The following is a 25,935-nucleotide window of genomic DNA, read 5'->3' on the forward strand; positions in this document are numbered from 1 at the left end:
ACATACAACCTTCTCCTCTCATCTGCCGAATAAAACAAATAACCGTCTCCATAGCACATCTGCTACAGAGACGGTTTGCCCGCGGTTCCACTCTGTTTGAACCCACCTACCAAAAGTGGATTCCCCTTAAATCCTGATAACGGCAGGGTACCGAATCTCCCTACTAAGATAGGCAAATCATCACCATCCATTGGGGAAACTAGCTCTTGGGGGCACTTCCAGATGATATCGCTAAGGTCGTCTCACCGTTTGACCTCTCTCTGAAAACAACGATCATCTATACTTTTCCCAATCATCGCAAAGCCGTATGAATTTAACTCTATTCTCTCCGATTCTAGGAACGTTTGTCAACGAAGCTTTGTAAACGTTTTACAACAATGTCTTTCCCTAGGAGTAAGATCGTTTCGGTCAAGTCTGGACCATGCGTCTGTCCAGAAATGACCGCACGCACTGGCATAAAGAGCTGCTTCCCTTTAAAACCAGTCTCTTTTTGCACTGCTTTGAACATGGATTTGACCGTCGTAGCGTCTAAATCACCTTGTGCTTGAACCTCCGCTACATAGCTTGAAATAACCGTCACTACAGAATCTCCAGCCAGTACCTGCTCCGCTTCTGAAGAATAATAGATATCTTGACGGAAGAAGATATCCGATAGCTCCACGATTTGAGAAATCTCATCCATCTGCTCCTGGTAAAGCCCTACTAACCGTGTTACCCATTCTCTTTGCTCCAGAGTAAGAGGGGATGAAATTTTGCCTGCCTTCTCTAAATAAGGTATGGCAAGATCCGTGATCCGTTCTAGGCTTGATTTCTTAATATAATAGTTATTCATCCACTTCAACTTGGCTGTATCAAACGTTGCTGGTGACTTTGAAACCCTCTCTAAGGAGAAGAGATCGGTTAATTCTTCAAGAGTAAAAATCTCCTCTTCTCCTTCAGGAGACCATCCCAGTAGGGCCAAGAAATTCACAATCGCTTCTGGTAGGTAACCAAGATCGCGATATTGGCTAATGAATTGAACAATCGACTCATCCCGCTTGCTCATTTTTTTCCCTTCATGATTGAGAATCAACGGGATATGAGCAAACTTCGGTGCCGCAAATCCAAGCGCCTGAGCGACACATAGCTGACGAGGCGTATTCGAAATATGTTCTTCCCCGCGAATCACATGAGTGATGTTCATAAGCGCATCATCAATCACAACAGCAAAATTATAAGTAGGACGACCATCTGGACGAACAATGATAAAATCGCCAATTCCATTGGAATCAAACTCTACATCGCCACGCACGTAATCAGAAAAAGCGAACGTTTGATCTGGTGGAACAGCCAAACGAATACTAGGAACGCGTCCCTCTGCTTGATATGCAGCAATTTGCTCATCACTCAGATGACGATCCCAGCCACTAAACTTCGGCGCCTCACCACGAGCTAGTTGTTCTTCGCGCTCTTGCTCTAGCTCCGCTTGGTTCGCATAGCTATAGTAGGCTTTCCCTTCCGCTACGAGTCGATCTGCGTACTCTGTATAGAGATCGAGGCGTTGCATACAACGGTACGGCTCATGTGGTCCGCCTTTTTCCGTCGACTCATCCGCTATGACGCCTAGCCACTCCAAGCCGTTCATTTGCTCTAGATCTGCGCCCTCTATATTACGTTCTGTATCTGTATCCTCGATCCGTAGGATAAATTGTCCGCCATTCTTTTTAGCGAATAAGTAGCTGAATAAGGCGGTACGCGCTCCGCCGATATGTAAGTAGCCAGTAGGGCTTGGTGCGTATCGTGTGCGAACTGTCATGGGGTTATCTCTCCTCTTAGTAAGTTAATTAGTTTTGTTTCGCCGTATAGACTACCTCTTCTCCAACAGCACAACCGCCATTGAAGCAATTCCCTCACCACGACCAGCAAAACCTAGTTGCTCCGTCGTCGTAGCCTTCACATTCACCTGCTCCAGCTCCGCCTCAAGCAACTCCGCAATACGCTTTTGCATAAGCGGAATATAAGGGGACATTTTCGGCTTTTGTGCAATAATCGTAGCATCTACATTTCCAAGCCGATACCCCTTTTCCTTCACCAATTCCCACACGTGCATTAATAATTCAGCACTATCCGCACCCTTATAAGCCGCATCTGTATCAGGAAAATGCTTTCCTATATCACCTAAAGCAACTGCACCTAAAATAGCATCTGTAATCGTATGTAATAACACATCTGCATCAGAGTGACCAACTAGGCCCTTTTCATACGGAACCTGCACTCCTCCTAGAATGAGAGGATACCCTTCTGCTAGCTGATGCACATCAAAGCCTTGTCCAATCCGAATCATACTTCTACTCTCCTAATCTCCCATATTTTCTCGGCAAGTACAAGGTCTTCAGGAGTCGTGATCTTAATATTATTATATTCACCCTCTACTACTTTAACAGGAAACCCTAACTGCTCCATCAACATCGAATCATCCGTCGCCCAATTTGGGCACTCGAGAGCCTTCCGATGAGCTTGTACAATTAAATCCCTACTAAATCCTTGTGGCGTCTGCACCGAGATCAATTCATTTCGCGCTGGAGTATTCGTTACCCAACCATCACTATTTATCTGTTTAATCGTATCTTTTACTGGTACTGCTAAAATCGCTGCCTTTGTAGCTTTTACCTCCCGAATCAGGCGATCTAGGGCTTCATGTGTGACAAACGGACGCACAGCATCGTGAATAAAAACCCAATCACTTTGACAATATTGCAATCCCTTATACACGCTTTCCTGTCTCTCTCTTCCACCTTCAACAATCGCCTTCACCTTAGCAAATCCGTAGGGGCTAAGCATTTCTTCTGTTCCACTTATCTCTTCTTTTTTCATGACCAAAATAATCTCATCTACCTGAGGATGAGTCTCAAAAAGCCGAAGCGTGTGAACCAAAATAGGCTGTCCATCTAGCAACAAAAACGGTTTACTAACCTTGCCACCCATACGCTTTCCTTGGCCAGCAGCAGGGATGACCACTCCAACACTCATGATCCATCCTCCTTATACACAAATAAAACAGTGCCCGTCGGCATCGAAAGACACCATACGGGCTATTGTTTATTCCTTATTATAACGCACGCTCTAGGAGCTTAGGCTTAGCAAAAATCATTCTGCCTGCCGAAGTTTGAAGTACACTCGTTACAAGGACATCAATATGATCCCCTATATAATCCCGACCACCCTCGATGACAATCATCGTTCCATCGTCTAGATAGGCGACTCCTTGGCCGTGTTCTTTTCCGTCTTTGATCACCTGAACATTAATCTCTTCACCCGGCAATACAACTGGTTTAACTGCATTGGCTAGGTCATTGATATTTAGTACGCTAACACCTTGTAGTTCGCATACTTTGTTCAAGTTAAAATCATTGGTTACCACTTTACCTGATAGAACTTTAGCCAACTTCACTAATTTGCTATCCACTTCCGCAACATCCTCAAAATCACCCTCATAGATTAATACTTTCATATTAAGCTCTTTTTGGATCTTATTGAGGATATCAAGTCCCCGACGACCACGATTTCTCTTCAATACATCAGAGGAATCCGCGATGTGTTGCAGTTCTTCTAGAATAAAACTAGGAATGACGATCGTTCCATCTAGAAAGCCCGTCCGACATATATCAGCGATCCGTCCATCGATAATGACGCTGGTATCCAAAATTTTGTGTTCTACGATGTCTTGATTCTCTTTTTTAGCTTGTTTATCCCTTCCTTGCCGGCCAAACGTAATGATAGTAATAAGCTCATCCTTTTTCTTATAGCCGACACTAAAACCAAGATATCCAAACAAAATCGATACAATAATCGGTAAAACTCGTTCAACTCCTGGGATTGAAAGCTCAGAAATTGGTTGTTGAATTAAAAATGCAATAAGAAGACCCATAATTAAGCCAAATACACCAAATAATCCATCCGCCGCTGGAATTTTTACAAGGTGTTCTTCAAACCACTTAATCCAGCTAATAACACTTTCTGAAACACGAATCGCTACTACAAATAAGAGCGCAGCCCCAATAAAAGCACCAACATAACCTGAAAACGGAACTTCTCCAAAATTCAGAGGAGATTCTTGAAGCACCCGAAAAAACTTCGGACCGAGTACCCAACCCGCGGATGCTCCTAGGAGTGTGAATGCTAATTGCACAAAACGATTCATCATGGGGCTTCACCTCCCCTCTCACATCAAATCTAGTATTCAGTATAGACAAATTAATGAAATACAAACCTATTGGACCTTCATAAAAAAATAAGGGTGAAAATTCAAGCTATGTGTGGGATGAAATAATTTCATCAATAAGTTCAAAAACCTGTTCGGCTTGTAAATCCCTAGCTAGTGCCAACTCGCTAATTAAGATTTGTCTTGCATTGTCTAGCATTTTTTTCTCACCGGTGGAGAGTCCTTTCTCCTCATCACGAAACATCAAGGAACGAACAACTTCCGCAACTTCATAGATGTCTCCGCTTTTCATCTTGTCCATATTGGCACGAAAACGGCGGTTCCAGCTGGTTGTTTCTTCTTCTTCGAAATTTCTCATACGATCTAATACTTTATCTACCGTACTTTCGTCGACAACCTCACGCAACCCGATACTATTAATACTTTGCAAAGGAACCATCACTTTCAGATCCCCAATTGGCATACGCATCACATAGTATTGTTTACGTTCCCCTAAGATCTCGCGCTCTTCAATGGATTCAATAATCCCAGCGCCATGCATCGGGTAAACCACCTTGTCACCAATATTGAACAAATAGATCCACCCCCAGAGACAATATCTATTTCCAAGATATCACAACTGAGAGAAACTGTCAACGAAATTTAAAATTAATATCTTAGCACATAACTTTTGTAGGAGTCAATATCTTTTTGCATAATAAATAGCTTGTCAAAAATAAATAAGAATTCAATATATCTAACAGAACACCCCCATCGCACATAGAAAAAGCACCTCCAACTGTTGGTTTTTTTGTATCCAACAATTGAAGGTGCGTTGTTTTTCATCAATCGAGTTTATTCTTCAACCGGCTCATCGTGCTCTTCCGTACGTTTTTTCCGTTCAAGTGTCTTTTTAACACCGTATAATGCATAGATGCCTAGTGGAATAAAGATCACCTTTGGAAGCTCTTTCGGAAAATAGATAGCCGCTACTCCAACGGCAATCAAAAAGAGTGGAGCGATCCAATAAACACTTTTTGGAATCGTAGTTTTCTTGAAAGCAGGGTAACGGATCTGACTTACCATCAGATAAGATAGGAATAAAGTAGCGACCAACAAAACCACTGGGCTATCTACATACGTTTTATAGAGTGCCAATGTGGCTAAGATTCCGCCCGCCGCAGTAATCGGTAGTCCGATAAAGTAGCCAGGGACTCCAGGGTGAACGTTAAATCGCGCAAGGCGCAATGCCCCACAAATAGGGAAAATCGCGGTTACAACCCAGCCTCCGAAGCCCATAGGTTGTAAAACAGATACATACATAATAACTGCCGGAGCAACACCGAATGTAATAAGATCTGATAATGAGTCCAATTGTTTTCCGAATTCACTTTGTGCGTTAAGCATACGAGCTACACGACCATCCAAGCCATCTAATAACATCCCGATAATAACCATGATGGCTGCATATTCCCAATATTGCTCTACATGAATCGCTAACAAAATAGCCATGATACCGAGGAATAAGTTCCCGACGGTCAAACAGTTAGGTAATGACTTTGTAAACATACAGGGAACCCCCTATTGGATTAAGTCCTTATCGAGGACCTTTCATTTTCGTTCATTTGTATAATGTTTCATTGTAAGGTATTTAGATATGTCTGTCAATAAAGACCTGTTCCTGAATCCTACGTAAACCTTCTTGAATCGCCCTTGCTCGAACATCTCCAATTCCTTCCACATCATCCAATTCATCGATTGAGGCCATCATAATTTTAGGCAACTTCCCAAATCGAAATGTAAGTTTTTGGATAATACTGCATGGCAAGCGAGGGATTTTGTTTAAAATCCGATATCCTCTCGGTGCAACCGTTCCTTCTTGGAGATTGGTGTTACCTGGATAGCCTAGAACCCGCACAATATGGATCTGTTCTAACAAGTCATCACTCGACAGGTGTTTTAGATCCTCAAATACTCTCGTAGGCGTTTGAATAACAGGATCTTTGGCATAGTCTTTGATTAACCATTCCGCTTCCTCTTCGACATGTGAAACCAACTCTTCTAACTGCATATGAATTAACCGACCCTCTGATCCTAACTCATTGATATAGCTCTGAATCTCTCGTTTGATCCTGAGCACCATCTCAATTCGTTGAATCACGAGAGCCACATCATTTAGTGTGACCAATTCCTCAAACTCAAGCGCGCTTAAATTGGTAGTAGCTTGATCCAACACCGATTTATATTTTTCTAATGTTTGTATCGCTTGATTCGCTTTCGTCAAGATCACACGAATATCCCGCAAGGCATACCGAACACTACCTTTATAAACAGTAATAGTATTACGACGTTGGGAGATAGATACGACGAGTTTACCCGTCTGTCTCGCCGTTCGTTGCGCTGTTCGATGACGGATTCCCGTCTCTGTAGAAGGCATGGAAGAGCTCGGAACTAGCTGTGCATTTGCATAATGAATCCGCTTCACATCACTGCTTAAAATAATCGCACCATCCATTTTACATAATTCATACAGATGCGCGGCAGTAAAAGGACTATCAATATGGAATCCACCATCCACAAGTTCCTTTACAGAGTCATCATATCCCACCACAATAAGTGCCCCTGTCTTAGCACCTAGCACATTGTCTAGGCCTTCTCGAAAGGCCGTTCCTGGGGCAAGTAGTTTTAGTGCTCCACTTAAAATCGAATCAAATTCTTTACTCAATGAATGTCTACCCCCCCATCGCTTCTTTTAAAGCCTCTGTCACACTATTGACACCTATTAATTGAACACCTGAAGGCGATGTTAGACCGCGTAAGTTCTTACTAGGTAGTATTACCTTTTCGAAGCCCAAATTAACAGCCTCCGCCACCCGTTGTTCAATTCTGGATACTGCCCGAACTTCACCTGTCAGCCCTACCTCCCCAATAAATAATTCGCTCACTCCGGTAGGGCGATCACGAAAACTAGATGCCAGCGCTACGGCAATTGCTAGATCCACAGCAGGTTCATCTAACCGAACACCACCTACCACATTTACAAACGCATCTTGATTTTGTAAAAACATACCAATTCTTTTTTCAAGAACCGCCATAATCATCGTCAAACGCTGATGATCGATACCAGAGGCTGAACGCTTCGGAGTAGCAAAGCTGGTAGGTGTTACTAAAGCTTGCAATTCCACCAAAACGGGCCTCGTTCCCTCTACACTCGCTGTAACAGCTGTACCCGGAACCCCAACAGGCCTCCCTGCTAAAAACACTTCAGATGGATTATCAATTTCCTCTAATCCAAGCTCTTTCATCTCAAATACACCGATTTCATTGGTAGAACCAAAACGGTTTTTAACAGCCCGGAGTACCCTATATGTATGATGACGCTCTCCCTCAAAGTACAGAACGCAATCCACCATGTGCTCCAACATCCTCGGGCCCGCAATAGCGCCAGATTTCGTAACATGACCCACAATGATAATTGCCACACCTTGTTCCTTCGCCCAGCGCATGAGTTGTCCCGTACATTCACGTACTTGAGCCACACTCCCTGGAGCTGAAGTTACTTCTGGATGATACATCGTTTGAATGGAGTCGATCACAACCAGCTTTGGATTCGTTTCCCTTATTAATTCTTCAATAGCTGTAAGGTCTGTCTCGGAGGCGACATATAATTCTTCATGTAATGATTCCAAACGTTCAGCCCGCATACGAATTTGTTCAAGGGATTCCTCACCTGTGACATACAGGATGGAAGTACCAGATCGCGCTAACCGATACGTGGCTTGTAGTAAAAGAGTCGATTTCCCAATCCCAGGATCTCCGCCAACTAGGATTAGCGAACCTGGAACAAGTCCCCCTCCAAGTACGCGATTTAGTTCACGCATACCGGTGTCTGTACGATCAGTAGATAACTTTTCCACTTGAGTAATTCGCGAAGCCTTCTCACGCTTAGCTTTTGGTTTAATATTCGTCCCAGGAATCCGCAGAGAAGTATTTTCCCGCTCTTCCACCATTGAGTTCCACTCTTCACATCCTGGGCAGCGCCCCATCCACTTTGCTGATTCATAACCGCACTCTTGACAAATAAATCGAGTCTTAACTTTTGCCAAAGGATTCACCTCAAAGCTCAAATGGAATTCATCCCTCATTATAGCAAATAAGGCATTCATCGGTTAGAAAAAAGAACAGCCCCGATCCCTCAAGGCTGTTCTAATCGTTTAGGATTGTTTAGACTTGGTTGACTTGGCTGCTGATTTAATGGCTCCCTTTTCTACGACTAAGGCTCCATCTTTTAAATCAATTTGAACGGTATCCCCTCGCACAATATGGCCGCGAAGCAATTCCTCCGATAGACGATCTTCGATATGCTTTTGGATCGCACGACGGAGTGGACGAGCGCCGTATTGTGGATCGAATCCTTCTTTTGCAAGGTAACTCTTTGCTGCTTGCGAAAGAGTAAAATCAATCTCTTGCTCCTTCAAACGTCTACGTAGCTCTTCTGCCATCAAGCTTACGATCTCTTGAAGATGTTCTTCTTTTAGAGAATGGAACACAATCAAATCATCAATTCGGTTTAAGAACTCTGGGCGGAAGCTTTTCTTCAACTGTTCCATAACATTGTTCTTCATTTGCTCATACTCGTCTTTGCTCGTATCACCGGTAGCAAACCCTAGGCGAGTATTCTTAATCGTAGAAGCCCCGACGTTGGAAGTCATAATGATGACGGTATTACGGAAGTCAACCGTACGACCTTTTCCGTCTGTGAGCCGTCCATCTTCTAACACCTGTAACAAGACATTGAATACTTCTGGATGGGCTTTTTCAATCTCATCAAAGAGAACAACTGAGTACGGTTTCCGGCGTACTTTTTCTGTTAATTGGCCACCCTCATCATACCCTACATACCCCGGTGGAGATCCAACCAGACGGCTAGTAGTATGCTTTTCCATGTACTCAGACATATCGATCCGAATCATCGCATTTTCATCACCAAACATCGATTCTGCAAGTGCGCGAGCCAATTCTGTTTTCCCTACACCAGTAGGTCCAAGAAAGATAAAGGAGCCAATGGGGCGCTTAGGATCCTTAAGTCCAGCACGAGCCCGGCGTATCGCACGGGCAACAGACTTCACTGCTTCCTCTTGACCAATCACCCGATTATGCAGGATCGCCTCCATATTTAGCAAACGAGCCGATTCTTCCTCAGCCAACTTAACGACCGGAATCCCTGTCCAGCTTGCCACAATATGAGCAATATCATTCCCTGTTACTTCCGAGTCTGATCGGCCTTGATCTTGCTTCCAGCGATTGCGGGTCGATTCTAATTCTTCGCGAAGTTTTTGCTCACGATCACGAAGGGAAGCTGCTTTTTCAAACTCTTGACTCTGAACAGCGGCGTCTTTTTCTTTCTTAACATCTACCATCTTCTTCTCTAACTCTTTTAAATCAGGCGGTACGGTATAAGAGGATAGACGAACCTTCGAAGCTGCTTCATCAACAAGATCGATCGCTTTATCAGGTAGATAACGATCTGTGATGTAACGATCCGAAAGCTTCACAGCTTGCTCAATCGCTTCATCTGTAATCTTCACGCGATGGTGCGCTTCATAGCGATCACGAAGCCCTTTTAAGATCAGAACTGCTTCTTCTGCAGTAGGTTCATCCACCGTAATCGGTTGGAAGCGACGCTCTAATGCCGCATCTTTTTCGATATATTTCCGGTATTCATCCAAGGTGGTCGCACCAATACATTGCAATTCGCCACGAGCCAGAGCTGGTTTTAAAATATTGGAAGCATCAATTGCTCCTTCTGCTCCGCCAGCTCCAATTAACGTATGCAATTCATCAATAAACAGGATGATATTCCCTGCTTGGCGAATTTCGTCCATAATCTTCTTTAAACGATCCTCAAATTCTCCCCGATACTTAGTACCTGCAACAACCGTACCCATATCTAGGGTCATAACCCGCTTTCCACGAAGTGTTTCCGGAATTTCCCCAGCAACAATTCGCTGAGCCAAGCCTTCTGCCACTGCTGTTTTTCCTACACCGGGTTCCCCTATGAGGACAGGGTTGTTTTTCGTACGGCGAGATAAAACCTGGACTACACGTTCGATTTCTTTCCCTCGACCAATCACAGGGTCTAGATGTCCATCACGTGCAATAGCAGTGAGATCACGCGCAAGTCCGTCTAAAGTAGGTGTATTGGCACTAGCCACATGACCTCCACCAACTGATTCATTACTCCCCAGAAGCTGTAGGACTTGTTGACGTGCCTTATTTAAGCTTACTCCCAAATTATTTAATACCCGTGCGGCTACCCCTTCTCCTTCTCGGATCAAACCAAGAAGAATATGTTCTGTCCCCACATAGGTGTGGCCTAGCTTTCTCGCTTCATCCATGGATAGCTCAATCACTTTTTTTGCACGAGGAGTATAGGCAATATTGGTAGGTTGATTCGTCCCCCTACCGATTAGATTCTCCACTTCCTTTTGAATCTTCTCCAGCCCAAGCCCTAAAGCGACTAATGCCTTTGCTGCAATTCCCTCTCCCTCACGAAGCAAACCAAGTAAGATATGCTCCGTACCAATGTTGCTATGACCTAGTCGTACTGCTTCGTCTTGAGCAAGTGCCAATACTTTTTGCGCTCTTTCTGTTAGGCGACCAAACATCATAAGCTAACACCTCTTTTTCTAGTCTGTTTGTTTTTCCATACGTAAGCGCTCTCGAATGAAATCAGCCCTCTGAATATCACGTTCTTCGGGATTCAAGCGCTCTCCTGCATATTGTTGTAAAAAACCTGGTTGAATCATCACCATTAACTCATTCATGACATTAGAGCCCACGTCTTGAATCATACCTAAATCAACCCCCAGTCGCACATCGGACAAGCGCTTCATGGCCTCTTTGGAGTCCATGATTCGTGAATAAGCTAGAATACCGAGCGAACGATAAACACGATCCTCTAGTTGAATGATCGAAATACTGGTAAGCCTAGTTCGAGCTGATTGCTCATGCTCGATCATCTGTAGGACGACTCCAACTAAATTTTCGATAATCTCTTCCTCTGATTGTCCTAGCGTGACTTGATTGGACACTTGATACAATTGTCCGAGTGCTTCACTACCTTCGCCGTAAATTCCCCTAACCGCTAAACCTACTTGCATAATAGCTGGTATCAGGCGGTTCAATTGTTGTGTCATCGCAAGTGCCGGTAAGTGAACCATGACAGATGCACGAATCCCTGTACCTACATTGGTCGGGCAATTCGTCATATACCCAACTTGATCATCGAAGGCAAAAGATAGTTCTTTTTCTAGTAAATTATCAATACTACTCGCTAGTTCCCACGCTTTTTCAAGTTGCAACCCTGGATATAAAACCTGGATACGTAGATGGTCTTCCTCGTTAATCATAATGGAGAGCGATTCATCATGGCTGATAATCGCTGCTCCATGTCTAGATTCCTCAGCTAGACTCGGGCTGATTAGGTGTTTTTCCACCAGAACTCGTTTCTCTAGATCAGTCAAGTTTTCCATACGAATCAGTTCAGCAGATTGCAAGATAGGTTGGTGTTTCTTAATTTTTTTCCAAGCCTTCTCAATCGTTTTTACTACTTTTTCTCCTTGAGACGTGCCCGCCATCATCGGAAATGGAAGTTCAGTTAGGTTTCTAGCTATCCTCACCCGACTACTAAAAACAATGTCAGATTGAGGCCCCTTCACTTTCATCCATTCGCTCGTTGCACGTTGGATAAAATTTTCTAATGACATCAGGTCCCCCTCCTACTCTGTTTCTAATTGTTTTTGCAGGGCTCGAATCTGGTCGCGAATCTGAGCTGCTTCTTCAAAAGCTTCCTCATGGATTTTGCGATGCAATTGTTCCTTTAGCTTCTCTAAGTTATGGCGCATGCGGATTTTTCCTTTGGCGCGTTCGGGTACCTTCCCGTTATGTTTGGTATTGCCATGGACCTTCCGCATTAATGGATCTAGCCACTGCTGAAATGTTGAGTAGCAATCGCTACAGCCAAAACGCCCCATTTTTGAAAACTGATTATATGTTAGACCACATGATGGACAACGAAGTACTTGCGGTGAATGACTCGCATCATCCTGGGGATTCCCCATCTGCGTAATCGGCTCAAAATTCAAAAGACCAGACAGTAGATGGTGGAAAGAGAATCCGTGATCGAAACCAGGCATCTGTTCTCCTTTTTCCTGTGCACATAATTCACACAGATGGTATTCCGTCTTCTGTCCATTCACTACCTTTTTGTAATGAATCGTAGCCGACCTTTTTCCGCATTCAGGACAGAGCACATCCATCACTCTCCTTTGTTTGCGAATAATATTGTAATCATCATCCTCATCATGCGCGCTCGCAACTGGTCGCGCATGATGAGAGGTAGTTGAATCAAATCTCGCGAAATCATACTTTTCATCAAGTGAGCTTCCCTTGGAGTCATAAAACCCTCTTCAATCAGGCGATGTATCACATGCTCGGCAGTCACTTGGGGAATCGAATCTCCAATCCGTTCCAATAGCTCGATATAATACCTCTGACTATCCAACACAGGAACTTTCTTAATCCGAATGTAACCGCCTCCACCACGCTTACTCTCGACGAGGAAGCCTTTTTCCAAGGTAAAGCGAGTACTAATGACGTAGTTAATTTGGGAGGGAACACACTGAAATGAATCAGCCAGCTCGCTCCGCTTGATTTCCACGACACCCAGTTCGCTATCAACGAGCATCTGCTTTAGATAGTGTTCAATGATGTCTGAAATACTACTCATCGGAAAACCTCCTGCTGACTTTGACTATCTTTGACCTTCTGATTTTATTATATCGTTTTCATCTGATAATGCCAATCATTTTTTATACCAACTCCACCCAATCTTCCTCTTCAGTTTCCCACGAATAGCAGTGCTTCATACCTACTTAAATGATCCTTCTCACCTCATGAACCCCACCTATTTTTTGGAGATCTCCGATCACATTGGTCAAACTTTCATCACTGGAATCATTCAAATGGAGTGTAATGGTCAGACGAAATTCGCTTAATGCTCCTTCCTCTTCATCTACACGTAGCTTTTTTAGTTGAATCTCTTTTCCCGCAAAATAGGTTGCCAAATTACCTATTATTCTCCCCCGATCCTCTCCTTGTACGATGATTTCAAATCGATAAAGGCAACGTTTTTTCACCATATATTTCTCGATACGATTTAATAACTCTAAACTAACTAAGACTAACAATGTGGTAATCACTGCCGCGAAATAAAAACCTGAACCCACAGCTAATCCAATCGCAGCTATGACCCACAGCGATGCCGCCGTCGTAAGTCCACTTACTGTTACTCCCTGTCTTAAGATAGTTCCAGCACCGAGAAAACCGATACCACTTACTACTTGAGCACTTAAACGTGCCGGATCGAATAAGAAACGGCGGTCCACTTCAATAAACGGGACAAAAGCATAGATCGAAATCAACATAATTAATGCAGAGCCAACACTTACTAAGATATGAGTCCGAAAACCTGCTGGGTGATTATTTACCTCTCGTTCCCATCCAACTAGCCCACCAAGAACAGCAGCAACCATCAATCGTAATACCATTTCCCACTCTGAGATATACCAAATACTGGACAACATGATCCCTCCTAAGAGCTATAGATTTATAATGAAATTCGTCATAACATAAGAATGTTTAGGATGATTCAAAGCTGTTGTTGAAAGACAAACTATCGTTATAAAGCGTTATATGATTTCATGGTATGCTAAATGATTATCCTTATTGTACGAGAGGTGTGTGTATGTCATACAAAAGTATCCGTTGGTCGATTTTACTGTTGCCCACAATCGTGATCGGTCTGTGGGAATATATACGTCATGATTTTTTGTTATCCCATATCTCGATGGAAATGGGAAACTGGCTCTCTCCCCTGATCGTGCTTTTCGTCACCTTAACCGTTTCGCGATTATTATTTGCCCGATATGAGCAACTGCAAAAGCGATTAGAAAGCGAGCTTGCTGAAAAAGCAGTTTTACAGGAACGGGAACGAATCGCCAGAGAATTGCATGATGGAATTGCTCAGACTTTATTTTTATGCTCTGTCCAACTCGATTTACTTGAAAAGCAACAGCCTAATCTCCAATGGAATCCCATTCGAAACAACCTACATCAAATTCATAACTATGTACGCCACTCTATTGCTACATTAAAGGAGGAGACCCAATTAATACCGATGACGTGGAGTCAGCAAATAGATGAACTCGTAAGCGAATTTGAAAAAAAGATAGGGATTCCCGTATCTGTTCAATTGAAAATTCATGAGGACTCCTTCACTTTAAAAGAGCAGACAGAACTAATCGCCATCATCCAAGAAGCCTTTACTAACGTATACAAGCATGCTGGACAAGCGACTTATGTTTTTCTTCACATCCGGCCTACCACTCACGGATGGCGTCTTGAAATGGAAGATGATGGCCAGGGATATCAAACAGATCCCCTCGATCACGCTGATCGATTTGGCTGTAAAATGATGCGAGATCGTGCAGAAGAACTAGGGGCAACATTCTCGATTACGCACGAAATGGGAAAAACCAAAGTGTGGGTTGAAAAAGGAGTCTCTTAAAATGAGCAAATACCGAGTTTTAATTGGTGATGACCACGAACATGCCAGAGCTGCAATCAAAATCATTTTAGGAAGCGATCCTGCTTTTCATGTGATCGGAGAAGCAACAAATGGGAAAGAAATGATTCAGCTTTGTAAAGAATTATTACCCGACCTTGTATTAATGGATATCAATATGCCCGTACTAAATGGATTAGACGCCACCCGAATACTAAAAGAAGAACTACCTCACATCAAAATCGTCATGGTCACGGTATCTGACGATGTAGCAGATCTATTTGAAGCACTTAAAAAAGGGGCACAAGGCTACTTGCTGAAGAACTTAAACCCTTCCATTTGGTTAGACTATTTACATGCCATCATGAAAGATGATGCCCCTATTTCCAAGGAAATAGCAAAAAGGATTTTAACTGAGTTTATGAGCCAGCCGAAAACACAGCAAGAACACCGGCTAACATCTCGGGAACAGGAAATTCTATCGTTAGTGGCATTGGGGAATAGCAACAAGGATATTGCTCACTTACTCACAATTTCGGAGTATACGGTGAAAAATCATTTGAAGAATATTATGCAAAAACTACATGTTAGTAATCGGGTGCAATTGACTCGATTTGCATTTGAACAGGGGTACATGAGTACTTAAAAGATGCTATTAGACTGATTGGTCGAGCTTGGTTCTTTTGATTCTCATTTTATGATCTGAAATAGTCTGTTATTTAGTTATAAATCATATCACTACTATTTTGAAAGGGAGTTTTTTATTATGAACAAGAAAATGAAGTTATTGATCTCGTCTATCTGTGTTGTGGCTACTGTTTCGTTGATAAGTGGATGTGGTGGTCCGAAGACTACAGAGAATCAGAACAAACAGACCCAAGCGACTGGAGAACTATCTGTTTCGTTTCTAGCAAATCCCGATAAGTCAAATACGGGTGACCCTGTAACCTTCCAAGCAAATGTGAAGCAAGGAGGGAACGGGGTAACGAATGCGAAGGTGGAGTTTGAAGTTTGGAAAGGGACAAGCACGGATCATAAGCAATATCCTGCAAAGCATATATCGAATGGAGATTACACAGCTAGTGACTCCTTTAAGGAGGCAGGCGCTTATAATGTAGTCGTTCATGTGTATACCGACAAGGATCATAAGATGGCAGAAGGAACGTTTCAAGTAGGGGACCAAAAGGCGGAAGGGCATAGTCACCAACACGGGGACCAAAAGGATCGCCTGCATATCATGCTTCCAGATTCACTGGAAAAAGGGAAGTCATTTTCACTAATGGGCCATGTGATGGATGCAAAGGGAAAACCGTTAACAGGAGCTAACGTGAAGTTTGAAATCTGGAAAGAAGGCGATAAGAAGCACCAATTTATCGATGTTTCAGAAGGGAAAGCTGGAGAATACACTAAGGATTATAGCTTTGCTGAATCGGGCAAGTATCATGTACAACTACATGTAGAAAAACCTTCTATCAAGCTACATGAGCATGTGGAAAAGACCGTTTCGGTTAAGTAGTTTGAGAGTGGGATTCAGGATCTTTTTCAGCCTTCAGACTTATGATTTCGCTTAATGAAAGCACATTATTTAAAGACAATGATCTATGAGATATACTCAATAAATGAGATCACCCCCCTGATAATCCACTTATCAGGGGGTGATCTTTACCTAACCTCCGGGACCATCGTCTGGGTAATCCACATCATATAGAGTAATAATGTAGCCAGACCTAAATAAGAAACACCATATAGGAGTCTATGTTTTTTGGAAACATCATAATATCTCTTATCCTCAGGTGAATTCGCCTGATTATCCTGATAAAAGGGGCGATACTCCATTTCAATGGCAAACTCTACTTTACCATCATCTGTCATTTGAGTACGTATTAAGTAGACCCGTTTTATCTCAGCATGTAGGTCTGGTATGGTTGCAATTCTCCCTAAGCCAGGGTAAAACACATCTAAAAACGCCCTTTTGCTTGCAAGAACTGTATAGTACCTGTAATCAAGTTCCCTCCTGTGTAATTCACTTGGTATGTACGCTCCTACTTCTGCAAATCGATGGGGATCCAACTTTACCGACAATATCTCGATTCTCGACCTTTCTTGCTTTTTCGGCTTCTTCTTTCTTACATACTTTGCATATAATTGATACACAAACATCACATAAATGATGGAAAGTAAGATGCTTCTCAGGTAAATAATCAGTACTAAGCCCATTATTAAGCCAAGCACCCAGAACCAGCGCGAAATCGCAACCACGATTCGACCACCATCTAGTGGGTGAATGGGAACAAGGTTAAACACATTTAAGAAAAAACCAATATAAGCAATCATGTAATAAAAGGAATCCCCTGTCACATAACCAAGTATCCAACACCCCAATGCTCCAACTGTCCCTAGTAAGGGTCCTCCCAGAGCGATAAAAGCTTCCGTTTCCGCATCTCGTGGTTGCTTTTTCATCGTAATAAATGCACCCACAAAGGGGATAAAAGCAGGAGCAGATACAGGCAACCCTCTTTGCTTAGCAGCTAATACATGTCCAATCTCATGAATCAAAATCATCATAACGAGACCAAAGGCCACTTGAAAGGGAGCTATTAACGTATACGCCCAAATCGAGAGGATCATCGTAAGAAAGGTAGGTAAAAATTTCCCTACCTTCAAAAGTGGAAAAAGCACTTTTAACTTTGAACCAAACGTAATGAGCAAAATCCCCAAACTAGCTAACCATGTTCCGATCGAAGATTTCTTTTTCTTCGGATCCATTTGAATCCCCCATTCCTATTTATCCATCGTTCTCAGGGTTATGATACACTAAATAAAATCGCTTTCATCTTACATCATATAAGGAGGAATTTTTCTGAATCGTAAAGTCATCCGTAGTTGGGCTCTTTATGATTGGGCCAACTCGGCATTTGCCACAACCATTATCGCGGCTGTAATGCCAACTTTTTTTTCTGATACAGCAGCCAAGGGACTTGACCCGGGAACAGCGACTGCTTACTGGGGATACACAGATTCAATTGCCTCCCTATTCGTCTTACTCTTATCCCCAATCCTTGGAGCCATCGCAGACGCTAGTGGCTCAAAAAAAATATTTCTACGTTTCTTTACTTATATTGGTGCTATATCTTGTCTACTCATGTTTACCATTGGAGCAGGCAATTGGATTTGGGCTTCTCTACTCATATGTATCGGGACGATTGCCTTTTCTGGAGCAAATGTTTTCTATGATGCGTTTTTAACTGATATCGCTCCACCAGAAAAAAGGGATTATGTATCGAGTGTCGGTTACTCATACGGCTATATTGGTGGGGGAATCCTCCTAGCCGCCCAACTATATTTTATCCTAAATGCGGAGATATTTGGTGTAACTCCTACTACCGCTACCCAGATTTCACTAGCATCCGTTGGAGTCTGGTGGTTTCTGTTCGCCATCCCGCTATTTCGAAACGTCCCTGAAAAAAAGATGGTTGCAGAAAAAAGAAGTGCTTGGCAATGGACACGAATTGGATTTCGAGATGTCCGTCACACACTTAGTAAAATAACAAAATATCCCGAACTAATAAAGTTTCTGATAGCATTTTGGTTTTTCAATGATGGGATTAATACAATTATTAAAATGGCTACCATATACGGAAAAGAAATCGGCATCGGGACCACACACCTCATCACTGCTCTACTCTTAACCCAATTTATTGGCTTTCCGAGTACCTTGTTATTTGGAAAAATAGCGGAGAAAGTGGGGTCCAAAAGTACTCTATTTATTACACTATTTACCTATCTCATCCTAGTTTGTATCGGATACTACATGCAATCGGCTATGCACTTCTATATTCTTGCTGGATTAGTTGGACTCGTCCAAGGAGGAAGCCAAGCCATTAGCCGTTCGATCTTTAGTCGTATGGTTCCAGTCTACCATAATACGGAATTTTTCGGCTTCTTTAGTCTAACAGGTAAATGTGCCTCTATACTAGGCCCATTTGTTTTTGCTCTCGTTGGGCAATTGAGCGGTTCTAGTCGATTAGGTATTTTGTCTCTCGTCTTCTTCTTCGTCGTTGGGATTATTCTGTTATTTAGAGTAAACATACCAAAAGGCGAGAAGGAAGCACTTAATGACGAAGCACCCCTGATAAACATGTAACATGTAGAAAAAACCAAGTATAACCCTTAGCAGGGCGGCTATACTTGGTTTAAATCATGCTCTAACTCCTTCATCAATTCCATAACCACTTCTGTCTTATGATTCACTACTTGCTCCATCACCGCCTCTTTTTCTTCCTGCGAAAGGGATGCACCCTTGCTAAATAAATGGGTCACATTCGAATCCTCAAGAAGCTCTTTGGACAAGCCAGTAGCAATTTGCTTTTGAACGGATTTTAGGTCTCGTAATACGCCGCGCCAGTTAAATTTCCAAATGGGGGTATGACGATACAAATACTCTACAACTACACGCTCATCCTGGGTCGTTTTATTGTAGGTTAAGATCTGTTTCTGAAAAAGCTGTGCTACTGATATATGTAAAGCCTTTAACTTCATTAAGTTACTAGGGGTAATTTCATGGTTTCGATACATGTTACTCGCTAGCTGGTTTAATTCCTCGTTAGCCTTTTCTAAATCACCTTGTTGCACGAATAAAACATGTGATGTTTGGGCAACACGTTGAAACTCTTCTTTCGGGAAGAGGTCCATGTGTTCTTCATAATGATTCTTTATCTCGTCTAGCATCTGTACCAAACTTTGGTACATCTCTTGTTCGCCTGTTAGAAGCACGTATAATAAATCATTGGATTTTTTGAGGCTTTCATACTGCAGTACGCGTTCGACAACGGGCTCCACTTCTTCAAAGAATGGCACGGATCCATCTTCTCGCACCACCAAGACCTTCCCTGAAGGATGGAATCGTCCAAAATAGTAAGCCCCTTCATGACCCTCTACAGGAATCTTAGATTCAAAGATCTCTGGCTGTTCTTCTGGTAACGTTTCTTTAAACAGATTCACTATAAAAGTAGGAATCATGCTAGTGTCTTGCATTTCATTTCCTCGCTTCCAAGTTTATCCTCAACAAATTTCCATGCCCCCATCATACCATTTCATTTTCGCTATGATCTATTTAAATTCCTTTTTTTTGTCACATTTCACTCATATCCTTCCTTTAAGCAAAAAGGCCTTAACTAGAAAAAATCTAGTTAAGGCCTTTTTGCTTCGAAACATTAACTAATAGCAAGTTGTGCTACTCGCTGTTGCTTCTCTATTACTTCCTCATCTGTCAGGTTAGAGGTACGTTCAATATTAATTTCGCCGAGCAGAGCACCCGCCGTAGAGTCGATGACGGATACATGGATAATTCCATCACTATCGTACTCAAATATTACTTCTAACGGGGCTCCCTTGGCATAATTAGGAAGTTCAATCATCCCATCCCCTACAACTTTTACAAAGTCCAGATCACTACTCTCGCCTTCGGTTACTTGAATGTGAAGTTGGGTCTGATCATCTACCGTAGTCGTATAGTGACCGCTTACCCGGGCAGGAATGACGGTATCTTTTTTCAATACAATCGAGTTTACTTCCGCTCCATTTTCATCTAAAGCAACAACACCCAAGCTATGCGAATTCACATCTTGAACTTCGACAGCAGGGAAAGCCTTTAGTAAATCAGGATCAGAAAGCCCCGCTTTCATATGTAAGAGAGTTCCTTGGATCGAGGCACCCATCGCCACAACTTCGTCCGGATTCACATCGAGCGAAGGTCGAATTCCTGTCACACGCTCGATGAGAGCTGGTACAGACCGCATACGAGTAGAACCACCCACCATCAATACACGGTCAATATCTTTCCATTGAAGGCCTGCATCAGACAGCACTTTCTCCATGATGACACGAGTCAATTGCAACAAAGAGCCTGTTAGCTCATCAAATTTTTGACGGGTGAGGGTGATAGAGGCATTATGACCACCAACCGAGATAAACACATTGGTACGCTCCCGAGAAGATAACGTTTTTTTCGCAATCTCCGCCTTATCTCGAAGATCTTGCTCATACATAGGATCATCTAGTAGGTCAATATCACTTTGCACACGAAACTCTTCATTTAAATAATTCATAACCTCATTGTCAAAGTCACAACCACCTAAGTTTTTCGCTCCACCCGTAGATAAAACCCGAAGCCCTTCTGGTGATAACCGCATGATAGTCACATCAAACGTTCCGCCTCCAAGGTCATATACCATGATGGTTTGACGTTGATCCATTTTATCGAGTCCATAAGCAAGAGCAGCCGCAGTCGGCTCATTGATGATGCGCAATACATTTAAGCCGGCAATCTTACCCGCATCTTGTGTCGCTTTACGCTGGGCATCATCGAAATAGGCAGGTACTGTAATGACTGCATCGGTTATCTTTTCTCCCGTTAGCGTCTCTGCATCTTCCTTTAGTCGGCGTAGGATGATCGCGGATATCTCTTCGGGTGAATACACTTCTTTCTGTTCGGTAATAAAGCGCCAATTCTTGTCCCCTACTTGACGTTTTACAAACTGGATCACATTAAAAGGGCTTGCCACTGCTGATCGCTTCGCGATACTACCTACGATTGGGTCTTCCCCATCAAATAAAACAACCGAAGGGGTGATACGCTCTCCCTCTCGGTTCACCAAGATTTCGGGCTTGCCAAACTTGTTCACAACGGAAATGGCGGAATATGTTGTTCCTAAGTCGATCCCTACTACTCTACCCATTGACTTCACTCCTTCAGGGAAGATGGTTCTGTTACTTATACACGATGTTTCTTTATAATCACTTTAGCAGGTCGCAGAATGACCTCTTTATAGCGGAATCCGTTACGGACTACTGCTGCAATTTCATTGTCTTCTTCTTGTACCTCAGTTGGTACCACTTGAACGACTTCTTGATAACGAGGATCAAACGTAATCGATTCTAAGAAAATAGGTTCTACTCCACGTCTATAGAGGATCTCCATTAGCTCTCCATTTAAAGATTTAAGTAATTCAGCTACTTCGGGTGAGAGACTTCCATTCTCCGCACCGTCTTTATAGATCATTTCCATCCGATCATGTAATAAGATCAAATCTATGTAAAGTGGCCTCAGATTTGTTAATTCTTGATCCTGCTTCATCGAATCCATCTCTTGATATAATCGTTCAAACGCTTGTTCTTTTGTTTTATCGTACGTTAGCCGCTTTTCAACTAAACGAACGAGCGAAGTAAAGTTTGATTGCAAACTAGATAAGAAAGAGAGAACCTGTTGCTGTTGACGATCAACGGGTTTTCCCTCTACGTCGCCGGTCCGCTCGCGCATCTGCGGTAAATTCATGCGTTTTGGTTGTTGTGGTAGTTGGGAACCTTGTCCAAATAATCTTCGGTTCTCTTTTTTGGGACCCATACTTGTTCCTCCCTTTGTGCACTAGTTTACATAAATCTATTATAACAGCCTATTTCATAAAAAGTGCTTGAAAAAATGAAACCTAATAAAACTAACATCTTCCATCGCACGAAATTTCTTCTATTTATATCCATTAATCCAATTAAAGTAATGTGAAAAATACGTAAACTCTATCTATTACTATTCTTAACTCCATTTTTTCTTCTATTTTATTCGCAAAATGCCCCGGTTGGCAACCATTCTATAAATCTACAAATGTATATAAGAAGAAGGAAAGCACGAAAGACAAGAACTTCCGTGCTTTTTTATTTTCTATTCTTGCGTACCGCGCATATGCGGGAAGAGTAACACATCTCGAATCGATGGTGCATCTGTCAAAAGCATAACTAGGCGATCCATTCCGATTCCCAAACCACCTGTTGGCGGCATCCCATACTCCATCGCTTCCAAGTAATCTTCATCCATTGGATGCGCTTCGTCGTTACCCGCCGCTTTTTCACTCACTTGCGCTTCAAAACGCTGACGTTGATCAATCGGATCATTTAGCTCTGTAAAGGCATTTGCATGTTCACGCCCTACGATGAATAGCTCAAAACGGTCAGTAAATCGTGGGTCATCTGCATTTTTCTTAGCTAAAGGAGAGATCGCTACTGGATGCCCCATTACAAAGGTAGGTTGAATCAACAAGTGTTCGATCTTTTGCTCAAAGAATTCATTTACAACATGCCCAAATGACATCGTAGGCTCTACATGTACACCATTTTCCTTCGCAATGGCCCGAGCTTCTTCATCCGTCATCTGAGCCATGAAATCGACTCCTACATGTTCTCGAATCAGATCGGTCATCGATTTCCGCATCCAACCTATGGAGAGATCGATTTCTTCTCCCTGGTAGTTGACTTTCGTTGTACCACAAACTTCTTGAGCGATATGCGCAATCATATTTTCGGTTAGGTTCATGATATCGTGATAGTCTGCATACGCTTCATATAGCTCCAGCATCGTAAACTCAGGGTTATGGCGTGTAGAAATCCCTTCATTCCGATATGCTCGTCCAATCTCATATACTCTTTCTAACCCACCCACAATGAGACGTTTTAAAGGAAGCTCTAGCGCTATCCTCATATAAAGCGTCATATCAAGTGTATTATGGTGCGTTACAAATGGACGAGCACTCGCTCCGCCAGCAATACTATGCAAAGTAGGTGTTTCTACTTCGAGATAGCCGTGGTTATTTAGATAGTTACGCATTGAGCTAATCACTTGGCTACGAGCAATAAACGTATCTTTTACCTCTGGATTCATAATCAAATCTAGGTAACGTTTCCGGTAACGTTGCTCCACATCTTTGAGCCCATGATATTTTTCAGGTAGTGGACGCAGAGATTTGCTCAAAAAAGAAACCTCTTGTGCACGAACACTTAGTTCCCCACGATTTGTCTTCATCATGATACCGCGAATCCCAATATAGTCCCCGATGTCCGCTGTTTGGAACGTCTCGTACTGCTCATCACCTACTACATCAAGGCGCACATAGATCTGTACACGTCCAGTTTGATCTTGGAGATGGGCAAAAGAAGCTTTTCCTTGTACCCGTTTTGCCATCAAACGACCTGCAATGGCTACCTTCTCTTCTCGCTGCGCTAGCTCCTCTTTACTAAATGGCTCAAACTGGCTTGTCACGTCTGCTGAATGATGAGTGCGGATAAATTTTTGCCCGAACGGATCTACTCCACGATCTCGCAGATTTTGCAGTTTCTCACGACGTACTTGTAACAACTCATTTAATTCCTCTTGCACTTGTACTTCAACTCCCCTTGACCCTCTTATTAGACAGCCTTAGCTTCCGCCTCAGCTTCGTTTTTCTCTACTTGCTCCGCAAAACCTAATAATAGATTCGCCATACCATCTCTTGTTTCTTGCTCATTTACTGCATCCTTGATGATATTTGAATTACGTAGTCCTTTTAGGTACCACGCAGCATGCTTACGCATCTCACGAACTGCCACCGATTCACCCCGTAGCGCGACCAATCGATCCATATGAAGAATGGCAATCCTCATCTTCTCGCTTGCGCTTGGGTCTGGAGCGAGTGTTCCATTGGTCAGATATTCAACCGTACGGTAAAGCATCCATGGATTCCCCAGAGCCGCACGTCCGATCATCACACCATCACAACCCGTTAAGTCTAATATCTTACGTGCGTCTTCTGGTGATGCCACATCTCCGTTTCCGATAACCGGAATCGAAACAGCTTGTTTCACATCGCGAATAATATTCCAATCTGCTTTTCCTTTGTACATCTGCACACGAGTACGACCGTGTACGGCTATACCTGATCCACCTGCACGTTCCACTGCTTGGGCGTTTTCGATCGCATAAATATGATCCTCATCCCAACCAATGCGCATCTTTACCGTAACAGGCTTATCGACCGCTTCTACTACCGCAGAGACCATTTCATAAATTTTATTTGGATCTAGAAGCCACTTGGCTCCTGAATCATTGTTTACGACTTTCGGTACAGGGCACCCCATATTAATATCAATGATATCTGCATTCGTACATTGGTCTACCACTTTCGCCGCTCCCACTAGAGTCTCACGATCACCACCCACGATTTGCAAACTAAGTGGCTTCTCTCGTTCGTCGACAAACAACATTTCTTTCGTCCGTTTATTACCGTGTAAAATCGCCTTATCACTTACCATCTCCGCACAGACGAGACCTGCTCCAAACTCTTTCGCGATCAGGCGAAAAGCAGGATTACAAACCCCCGCCATAGGTGCTAAAACAACTTGATTCTTCATCTCAACATTTCCGATTTTCCACATTTGTGTTTTCCTCCTCCCTTTTCGTAAGCATTGGCTCTAGCTTGAGGATTCCCCGAGGATTCCCCATTTGTTTCACCCAATCACTCAGACATTCACTTGTTCCTGGTATAGAAAAACGCTCTGTATCCTCTACGATCTCTGCCAATGGAAGGACAACAAATGAACGATTTTTCATCTTCGGATGTGGGACTTCTAAATCTTTTTTTTGGATCAACAGTTGATCATAAAACAAAATATCTATATCAATCGTACGAGGTCCGTAGCGGATCACTCTCACACGTTTCAATTCTTGTTCCACTTCCTGGCATCGTCTGAGTAGTTCTTCTGCCGATAAAGTAGTTTCTAACTCTGCTACCACATTATAAAAATCAGGCTGCTCCAGATAGTCTACTGGATCAGAACGATAAATCGAGGAGCAAGTCCGAACCTGTACATCAGATGAATCTTGCATCAGATGAATGGCTTGTTTTAACTGTTGAACAGGGTCCCCTATATTGGCACCCAGCCCTACATATGCACGCACCATTATTGTTTCCCCCTCGTAATCTCAACACCAACCGATTGATAGTAACCCGGAATCGGAGGATCTGGCTTCGTAACACGAACCACTACTTCATCAAGTGGATATCCAGATAACAGACGAGTAGCGATTTCTTCAGCAAGCTTCTCCACTAATTTAAATGGAGCCCCTTCGACAATCTGCTGAACCGTTTCATACACCTTGCCATAATCGACAGTAAGCGTAAGATCATCTGTGTATCCCGCTGCTTGTAAGGAGAGAAACAGTTTTAAATCTATCTGAAAGCGTTGCCCTAGTTTGTTTTCTTCTGGAAACGCTCCATGATAACCATAAAAAAGCATTTTCTCAAAAAATATATGATCCATTCTCGTT

The 25,935-nt window shown here is 42.9% G+C and carries 25 protein-coding genes and 1 other annotated feature; of the genes, 4 read left to right on the plus strand and 21 right to left on the minus strand.

The genetic code is table 11. The features are described from left to right. Positions 1 to 63: 63 nt before the first annotated feature. Positions 64 to 305, minus strand: a binding site (T-box leader). Positions 306 to 334: 29 nt separating this feature from the next. The 13 genes from gltX to BT147_RS07300 form a co-directional block, all read right to left on the minus strand. Continuing rightward, entirely contained in the window at positions 335 to 1,795 is a 1,461-nt protein-coding gene (gene gltX, locus BT147_RS07240; RefSeq protein ID WP_072332897.1) for a glutamate--tRNA ligase, read from the minus strand. Positions 1,796 to 1,846: 51 nt separating this feature from the next. Beyond that, on the minus strand, positions 1,847 to 2,323 hold the full coding sequence (gene ispF, locus BT147_RS07245) for a 2-C-methyl-D-erythritol 2,4-cyclodiphosphate synthase (protein ID WP_072332900.1): 477 nt from the start codon (positions 2,321 to 2,323) through the stop codon (positions 1,847 to 1,849). Then, positions 2,320 to 3,009 carry a 2-C-methyl-D-erythritol 4-phosphate cytidylyltransferase gene (gene ispD / locus BT147_RS07250; RefSeq protein WP_218159114.1) on the minus strand — a complete coding sequence of 230 codons (690 nt, stop codon included), beginning with the start codon at positions 3,007 to 3,009 and terminating at the stop codon, positions 2,320 to 2,322. Before ispD ends, ispF begins: the two co-directional genes overlap by 4 nt. Positions 3,010 to 3,088: 79 nt before the next feature. Continuing rightward, complete coding sequence (locus tag BT147_RS07255; protein WP_072332906.1) at positions 3,089 to 4,183, minus strand: PIN/TRAM domain-containing protein; 1,095 nt, start codon at positions 4,181 to 4,183, stop codon at positions 3,089 to 3,091. Between the two features lie 106 nt (positions 4,184 to 4,289). Continuing rightward, positions 4,290 to 4,775: a CarD family transcriptional regulator gene (locus BT147_RS07260; protein ID WP_072332909.1), complete on the minus strand. Its 486-nt coding sequence runs from the start codon at positions 4,773 to 4,775 to the stop codon at positions 4,290 to 4,292. A 260-nt stretch (positions 4,776 to 5,035) separates the two neighbouring features. After that, on the minus strand, positions 5,036 to 5,749 hold the full coding sequence (pssA, locus tag BT147_RS07265; RefSeq protein ID WP_072332913.1) for a CDP-diacylglycerol--serine O-phosphatidyltransferase: 714 nt from the start codon (positions 5,747 to 5,749) through the stop codon (positions 5,036 to 5,038). 82 nt (positions 5,750 to 5,831) lie between these two features. Further along, positions 5,832 to 6,905, minus strand: a complete 1,074-nt coding sequence (gene disA, locus BT147_RS07270; protein ID WP_072332916.1) for a DNA integrity scanning diadenylate cyclase DisA — start codon at positions 6,903 to 6,905, stop codon at positions 5,832 to 5,834. Positions 6,906 to 6,912: 7 nt separating this feature from the next. Next, a complete protein-coding gene (gene radA / locus BT147_RS07275; RefSeq protein ID WP_072333105.1) occupies positions 6,913 to 8,286 on the minus strand; it encodes a DNA repair protein RadA in 1,374 nt (457 codons plus the stop codon). A 108-nt stretch (positions 8,287 to 8,394) separates the two neighbouring features. Further along, positions 8,395 to 10,851, minus strand: a complete 2,457-nt coding sequence (locus tag BT147_RS07280; protein WP_072332919.1) for an ATP-dependent Clp protease ATP-binding subunit — start codon at positions 10,849 to 10,851, stop codon at positions 8,395 to 8,397. An 18-nt stretch (positions 10,852 to 10,869) separates the two neighbouring features. Continuing rightward, entirely contained in the window at positions 10,870 to 11,949 is a 1,080-nt protein-coding gene (gene mcsB / locus BT147_RS07285; protein WP_072332922.1) for a protein-arginine kinase McsB, read from the minus strand. Positions 11,950 to 11,961: 12 nt separating this feature from the next. Beyond that, entirely contained in the window at positions 11,962 to 12,495 is a 534-nt protein-coding gene (mcsA, locus tag BT147_RS07290; RefSeq protein ID WP_072333110.1) for a protein-arginine kinase activator protein McsA, read from the minus strand. 5 nt (positions 12,496 to 12,500) lie between these two features. Further along, positions 12,501 to 12,971 (minus strand): CtsR family transcriptional regulator, encoded by a 471-nt coding sequence (locus tag BT147_RS07295; protein ID WP_072332925.1) that lies wholly within the window; start codon positions 12,969 to 12,971, stop codon positions 12,501 to 12,503. 145 nt (positions 12,972 to 13,116) lie between these two features. Next, a complete protein-coding gene (locus tag BT147_RS07300) occupies positions 13,117 to 13,827 on the minus strand; it encodes an MgtC/SapB family protein (RefSeq protein WP_143187942.1) in 711 nt (236 codons plus the stop codon). Positions 13,828 to 13,988: 161 nt separating this feature from the next. On the opposite strand from BT147_RS07300, the gene BT147_RS07305 reads away from it, so the two are divergent. From BT147_RS07305 to BT147_RS07315, 3 genes are all read left to right on the plus strand, one after another. Beyond that, positions 13,989 to 14,810 (plus strand): sensor histidine kinase, encoded by an 822-nt coding sequence (locus tag BT147_RS07305; protein ID WP_072332931.1) that lies wholly within the window; start codon positions 13,989 to 13,991, stop codon positions 14,808 to 14,810. A gap of 1 nt (position 14,811) precedes the next feature. After that, positions 14,812 to 15,453 carry a response regulator gene (locus BT147_RS07310; RefSeq protein WP_072332933.1) on the plus strand — a complete coding sequence of 214 codons (642 nt, stop codon included), beginning with the start codon at positions 14,812 to 14,814 and terminating at the stop codon, positions 15,451 to 15,453. Between the two features lie 120 nt (positions 15,454 to 15,573). Then, on the plus strand, positions 15,574 to 16,323 hold the full coding sequence (locus tag BT147_RS07315) for a FixH family protein (RefSeq protein ID WP_072332936.1): 750 nt from the start codon (positions 15,574 to 15,576) through the stop codon (positions 16,321 to 16,323). 146 nt (positions 16,324 to 16,469) lie between these two features. Here the strand turns inward: BT147_RS07315 and BT147_RS07320 are convergent, their stop codons facing one another. Further along, complete coding sequence (locus tag BT147_RS07320) at positions 16,470 to 17,573, minus strand: site-2 protease family protein (RefSeq protein WP_072332939.1); 1,104 nt, start codon at positions 17,571 to 17,573, stop codon at positions 16,470 to 16,472. Positions 17,574 to 17,682: 109 nt separating this feature from the next. On the opposite strand from BT147_RS07320, the gene BT147_RS07325 reads away from it, so the two are divergent. After that, positions 17,683 to 18,951, plus strand: a complete 1,269-nt coding sequence (locus BT147_RS07325) for an MFS transporter (protein ID WP_353640709.1) — start codon at positions 17,683 to 17,685, stop codon at positions 18,949 to 18,951. A 38-nt stretch (positions 18,952 to 18,989) separates the two neighbouring features. Here BT147_RS07325 and BT147_RS07330 read toward each other — a convergent pair whose 3' ends face one another. From BT147_RS07330 to folB, 7 genes are all read right to left on the minus strand, one after another. Then, a complete protein-coding gene (locus tag BT147_RS07330) occupies positions 18,990 to 19,841 on the minus strand; it encodes a hypothetical protein (RefSeq protein ID WP_072332944.1) in 852 nt (283 codons plus the stop codon). Positions 19,842 to 20,020: 179 nt separating this feature from the next. Further along, complete coding sequence (locus BT147_RS07335; protein ID WP_072332947.1) at positions 20,021 to 21,544, minus strand: Hsp70 family protein; 1,524 nt, start codon at positions 21,542 to 21,544, stop codon at positions 20,021 to 20,023. A gap of 35 nt (positions 21,545 to 21,579) precedes the next feature. Further along, positions 21,580 to 22,209, minus strand: coding sequence for a nucleotide exchange factor GrpE (locus BT147_RS07340; RefSeq protein WP_072332951.1), 630 nt, complete (start codon positions 22,207 to 22,209; stop codon positions 21,580 to 21,582). A 312-nt stretch (positions 22,210 to 22,521) separates the two neighbouring features. Further along, positions 22,522 to 24,009, minus strand: coding sequence for a lysine--tRNA ligase (gene lysS, locus BT147_RS07345; protein ID WP_286119175.1), 1,488 nt, complete (start codon positions 24,007 to 24,009; stop codon positions 22,522 to 22,524). Between the two features lie 29 nt (positions 24,010 to 24,038). Then, complete coding sequence (gene dusB, locus BT147_RS07350; protein WP_072332957.1) at positions 24,039 to 25,043, minus strand: tRNA dihydrouridine synthase DusB; 1,005 nt, start codon at positions 25,041 to 25,043, stop codon at positions 24,039 to 24,041. Continuing rightward, positions 25,021 to 25,569: a 2-amino-4-hydroxy-6-hydroxymethyldihydropteridine diphosphokinase gene (gene folK / locus BT147_RS07355; RefSeq protein ID WP_072332960.1), complete on the minus strand. Its 549-nt coding sequence runs from the start codon at positions 25,567 to 25,569 to the stop codon at positions 25,021 to 25,023. The genes dusB and folK overlap by 23 nt, the downstream gene beginning before the upstream one ends. Beyond that, a complete protein-coding gene (gene folB / locus BT147_RS07360; protein ID WP_072332965.1) occupies positions 25,569 to 25,928 on the minus strand; it encodes a dihydroneopterin aldolase in 360 nt (119 codons plus the stop codon). Before folB ends, folK begins: the two co-directional genes overlap by 1 nt. Between the last annotated feature and the right edge of the window lie 7 nt (positions 25,929 to 25,935).

The organism is Thermoactinomyces sp. DSM 45891 (assembly GCF_900119485.1).
Taxonomy (GTDB): domain Bacteria; phylum Bacillota; class Bacilli; order Thermoactinomycetales; family Thermoactinomycetaceae; genus Baia.

Excerpts from the sequence above, each read along its gene's own strand:
- dusB (WP_072332957.1), bottom strand. The coding sequence starts at position 25,043 with ATGTGGAAAATCGGAAATGTTGAGATGAAGAATCAAGTTGTTTTAGCA.
- BT147_RS07330 (WP_072332944.1), bottom strand. The coding sequence starts at position 19,841 with ATGCAAGACACTAGCATGATTCCTACTTTTATAGTGAATCTGTTTAAA.
- BT147_RS07255 (WP_072332906.1), bottom strand. The coding sequence starts at position 4,183 with ATGATGAATCGTTTTGTGCAATTAGCATTCACACTCCTAGGAGCATCC.
- mcsB (WP_072332922.1), bottom strand. The coding sequence starts at position 11,949 with ATGTCATTAGAAAATTTTATCCAACGTGCAACGAGCGAATGGATGAAA.
- ispD (WP_218159114.1), bottom strand. The coding sequence starts at position 3,009 with ATGAGTGTTGGAGTGGTCATCCCTGCTGCTGGCCAAGGAAAGCGTATG.
- ispF (WP_072332900.1), bottom strand. The coding sequence starts at position 2,323 with ATGATTCGGATTGGACAAGGCTTTGATGTGCATCAGCTAGCAGAAGGG.
- BT147_RS07315 (WP_072332936.1), top strand. The coding sequence starts at position 15,574 with ATGAACAAGAAAATGAAGTTATTGATCTCGTCTATCTGTGTTGTGGCT.
- pssA (WP_072332913.1), bottom strand. The coding sequence starts at position 5,749 with ATGTTTACAAAGTCATTACCTAACTGTTTGACCGTCGGGAACTTATTC.
- BT147_RS07280 (WP_072332919.1), bottom strand. The coding sequence starts at position 10,851 with ATGATGTTTGGTCGCCTAACAGAAAGAGCGCAAAAAGTATTGGCACTT.
- BT147_RS07340 (WP_072332951.1), bottom strand. The coding sequence starts at position 22,209 with ATGGGTCCCAAAAAAGAGAACCGAAGATTATTTGGACAAGGTTCCCAA.
- BT147_RS07295 (WP_072332925.1), bottom strand. The coding sequence starts at position 12,971 with ATGAGTAGTATTTCAGACATCATTGAACACTATCTAAAGCAGATGCTC.
- BT147_RS07305 (WP_072332931.1), top strand. The coding sequence starts at position 13,989 with ATGTCATACAAAAGTATCCGTTGGTCGATTTTACTGTTGCCCACAATC.
- BT147_RS07300 (WP_143187942.1), bottom strand. The coding sequence starts at position 13,827 with ATGTTGTCCAGTATTTGGTATATCTCAGAGTGGGAAATGGTATTACGA.
- BT147_RS07310 (WP_072332933.1), top strand. The coding sequence starts at position 14,812 with ATGAGCAAATACCGAGTTTTAATTGGTGATGACCACGAACATGCCAGA.
- folK (WP_072332960.1), bottom strand. The coding sequence starts at position 25,569 with ATGGTGCGTGCATATGTAGGGCTGGGTGCCAATATAGGGGACCCTGTT.
- folB (WP_072332965.1), bottom strand. The coding sequence starts at position 25,928 with ATGGATCATATATTTTTTGAGAAAATGCTTTTTTATGGTTATCATGGA.
- gltX (WP_072332897.1), bottom strand. The coding sequence starts at position 1,795 with ATGACAGTTCGCACACGATACGCACCAAGCCCTACTGGCTACTTACAT.
- BT147_RS07335 (WP_072332947.1), bottom strand. The coding sequence starts at position 21,544 with ATGGGTAGAGTAGTAGGGATCGACTTAGGAACAACATATTCCGCCATT.
- BT147_RS07320 (WP_072332939.1), bottom strand. The coding sequence starts at position 17,573 with ATGGATCCGAAGAAAAAGAAATCTTCGATCGGAACATGGTTAGCTAGT.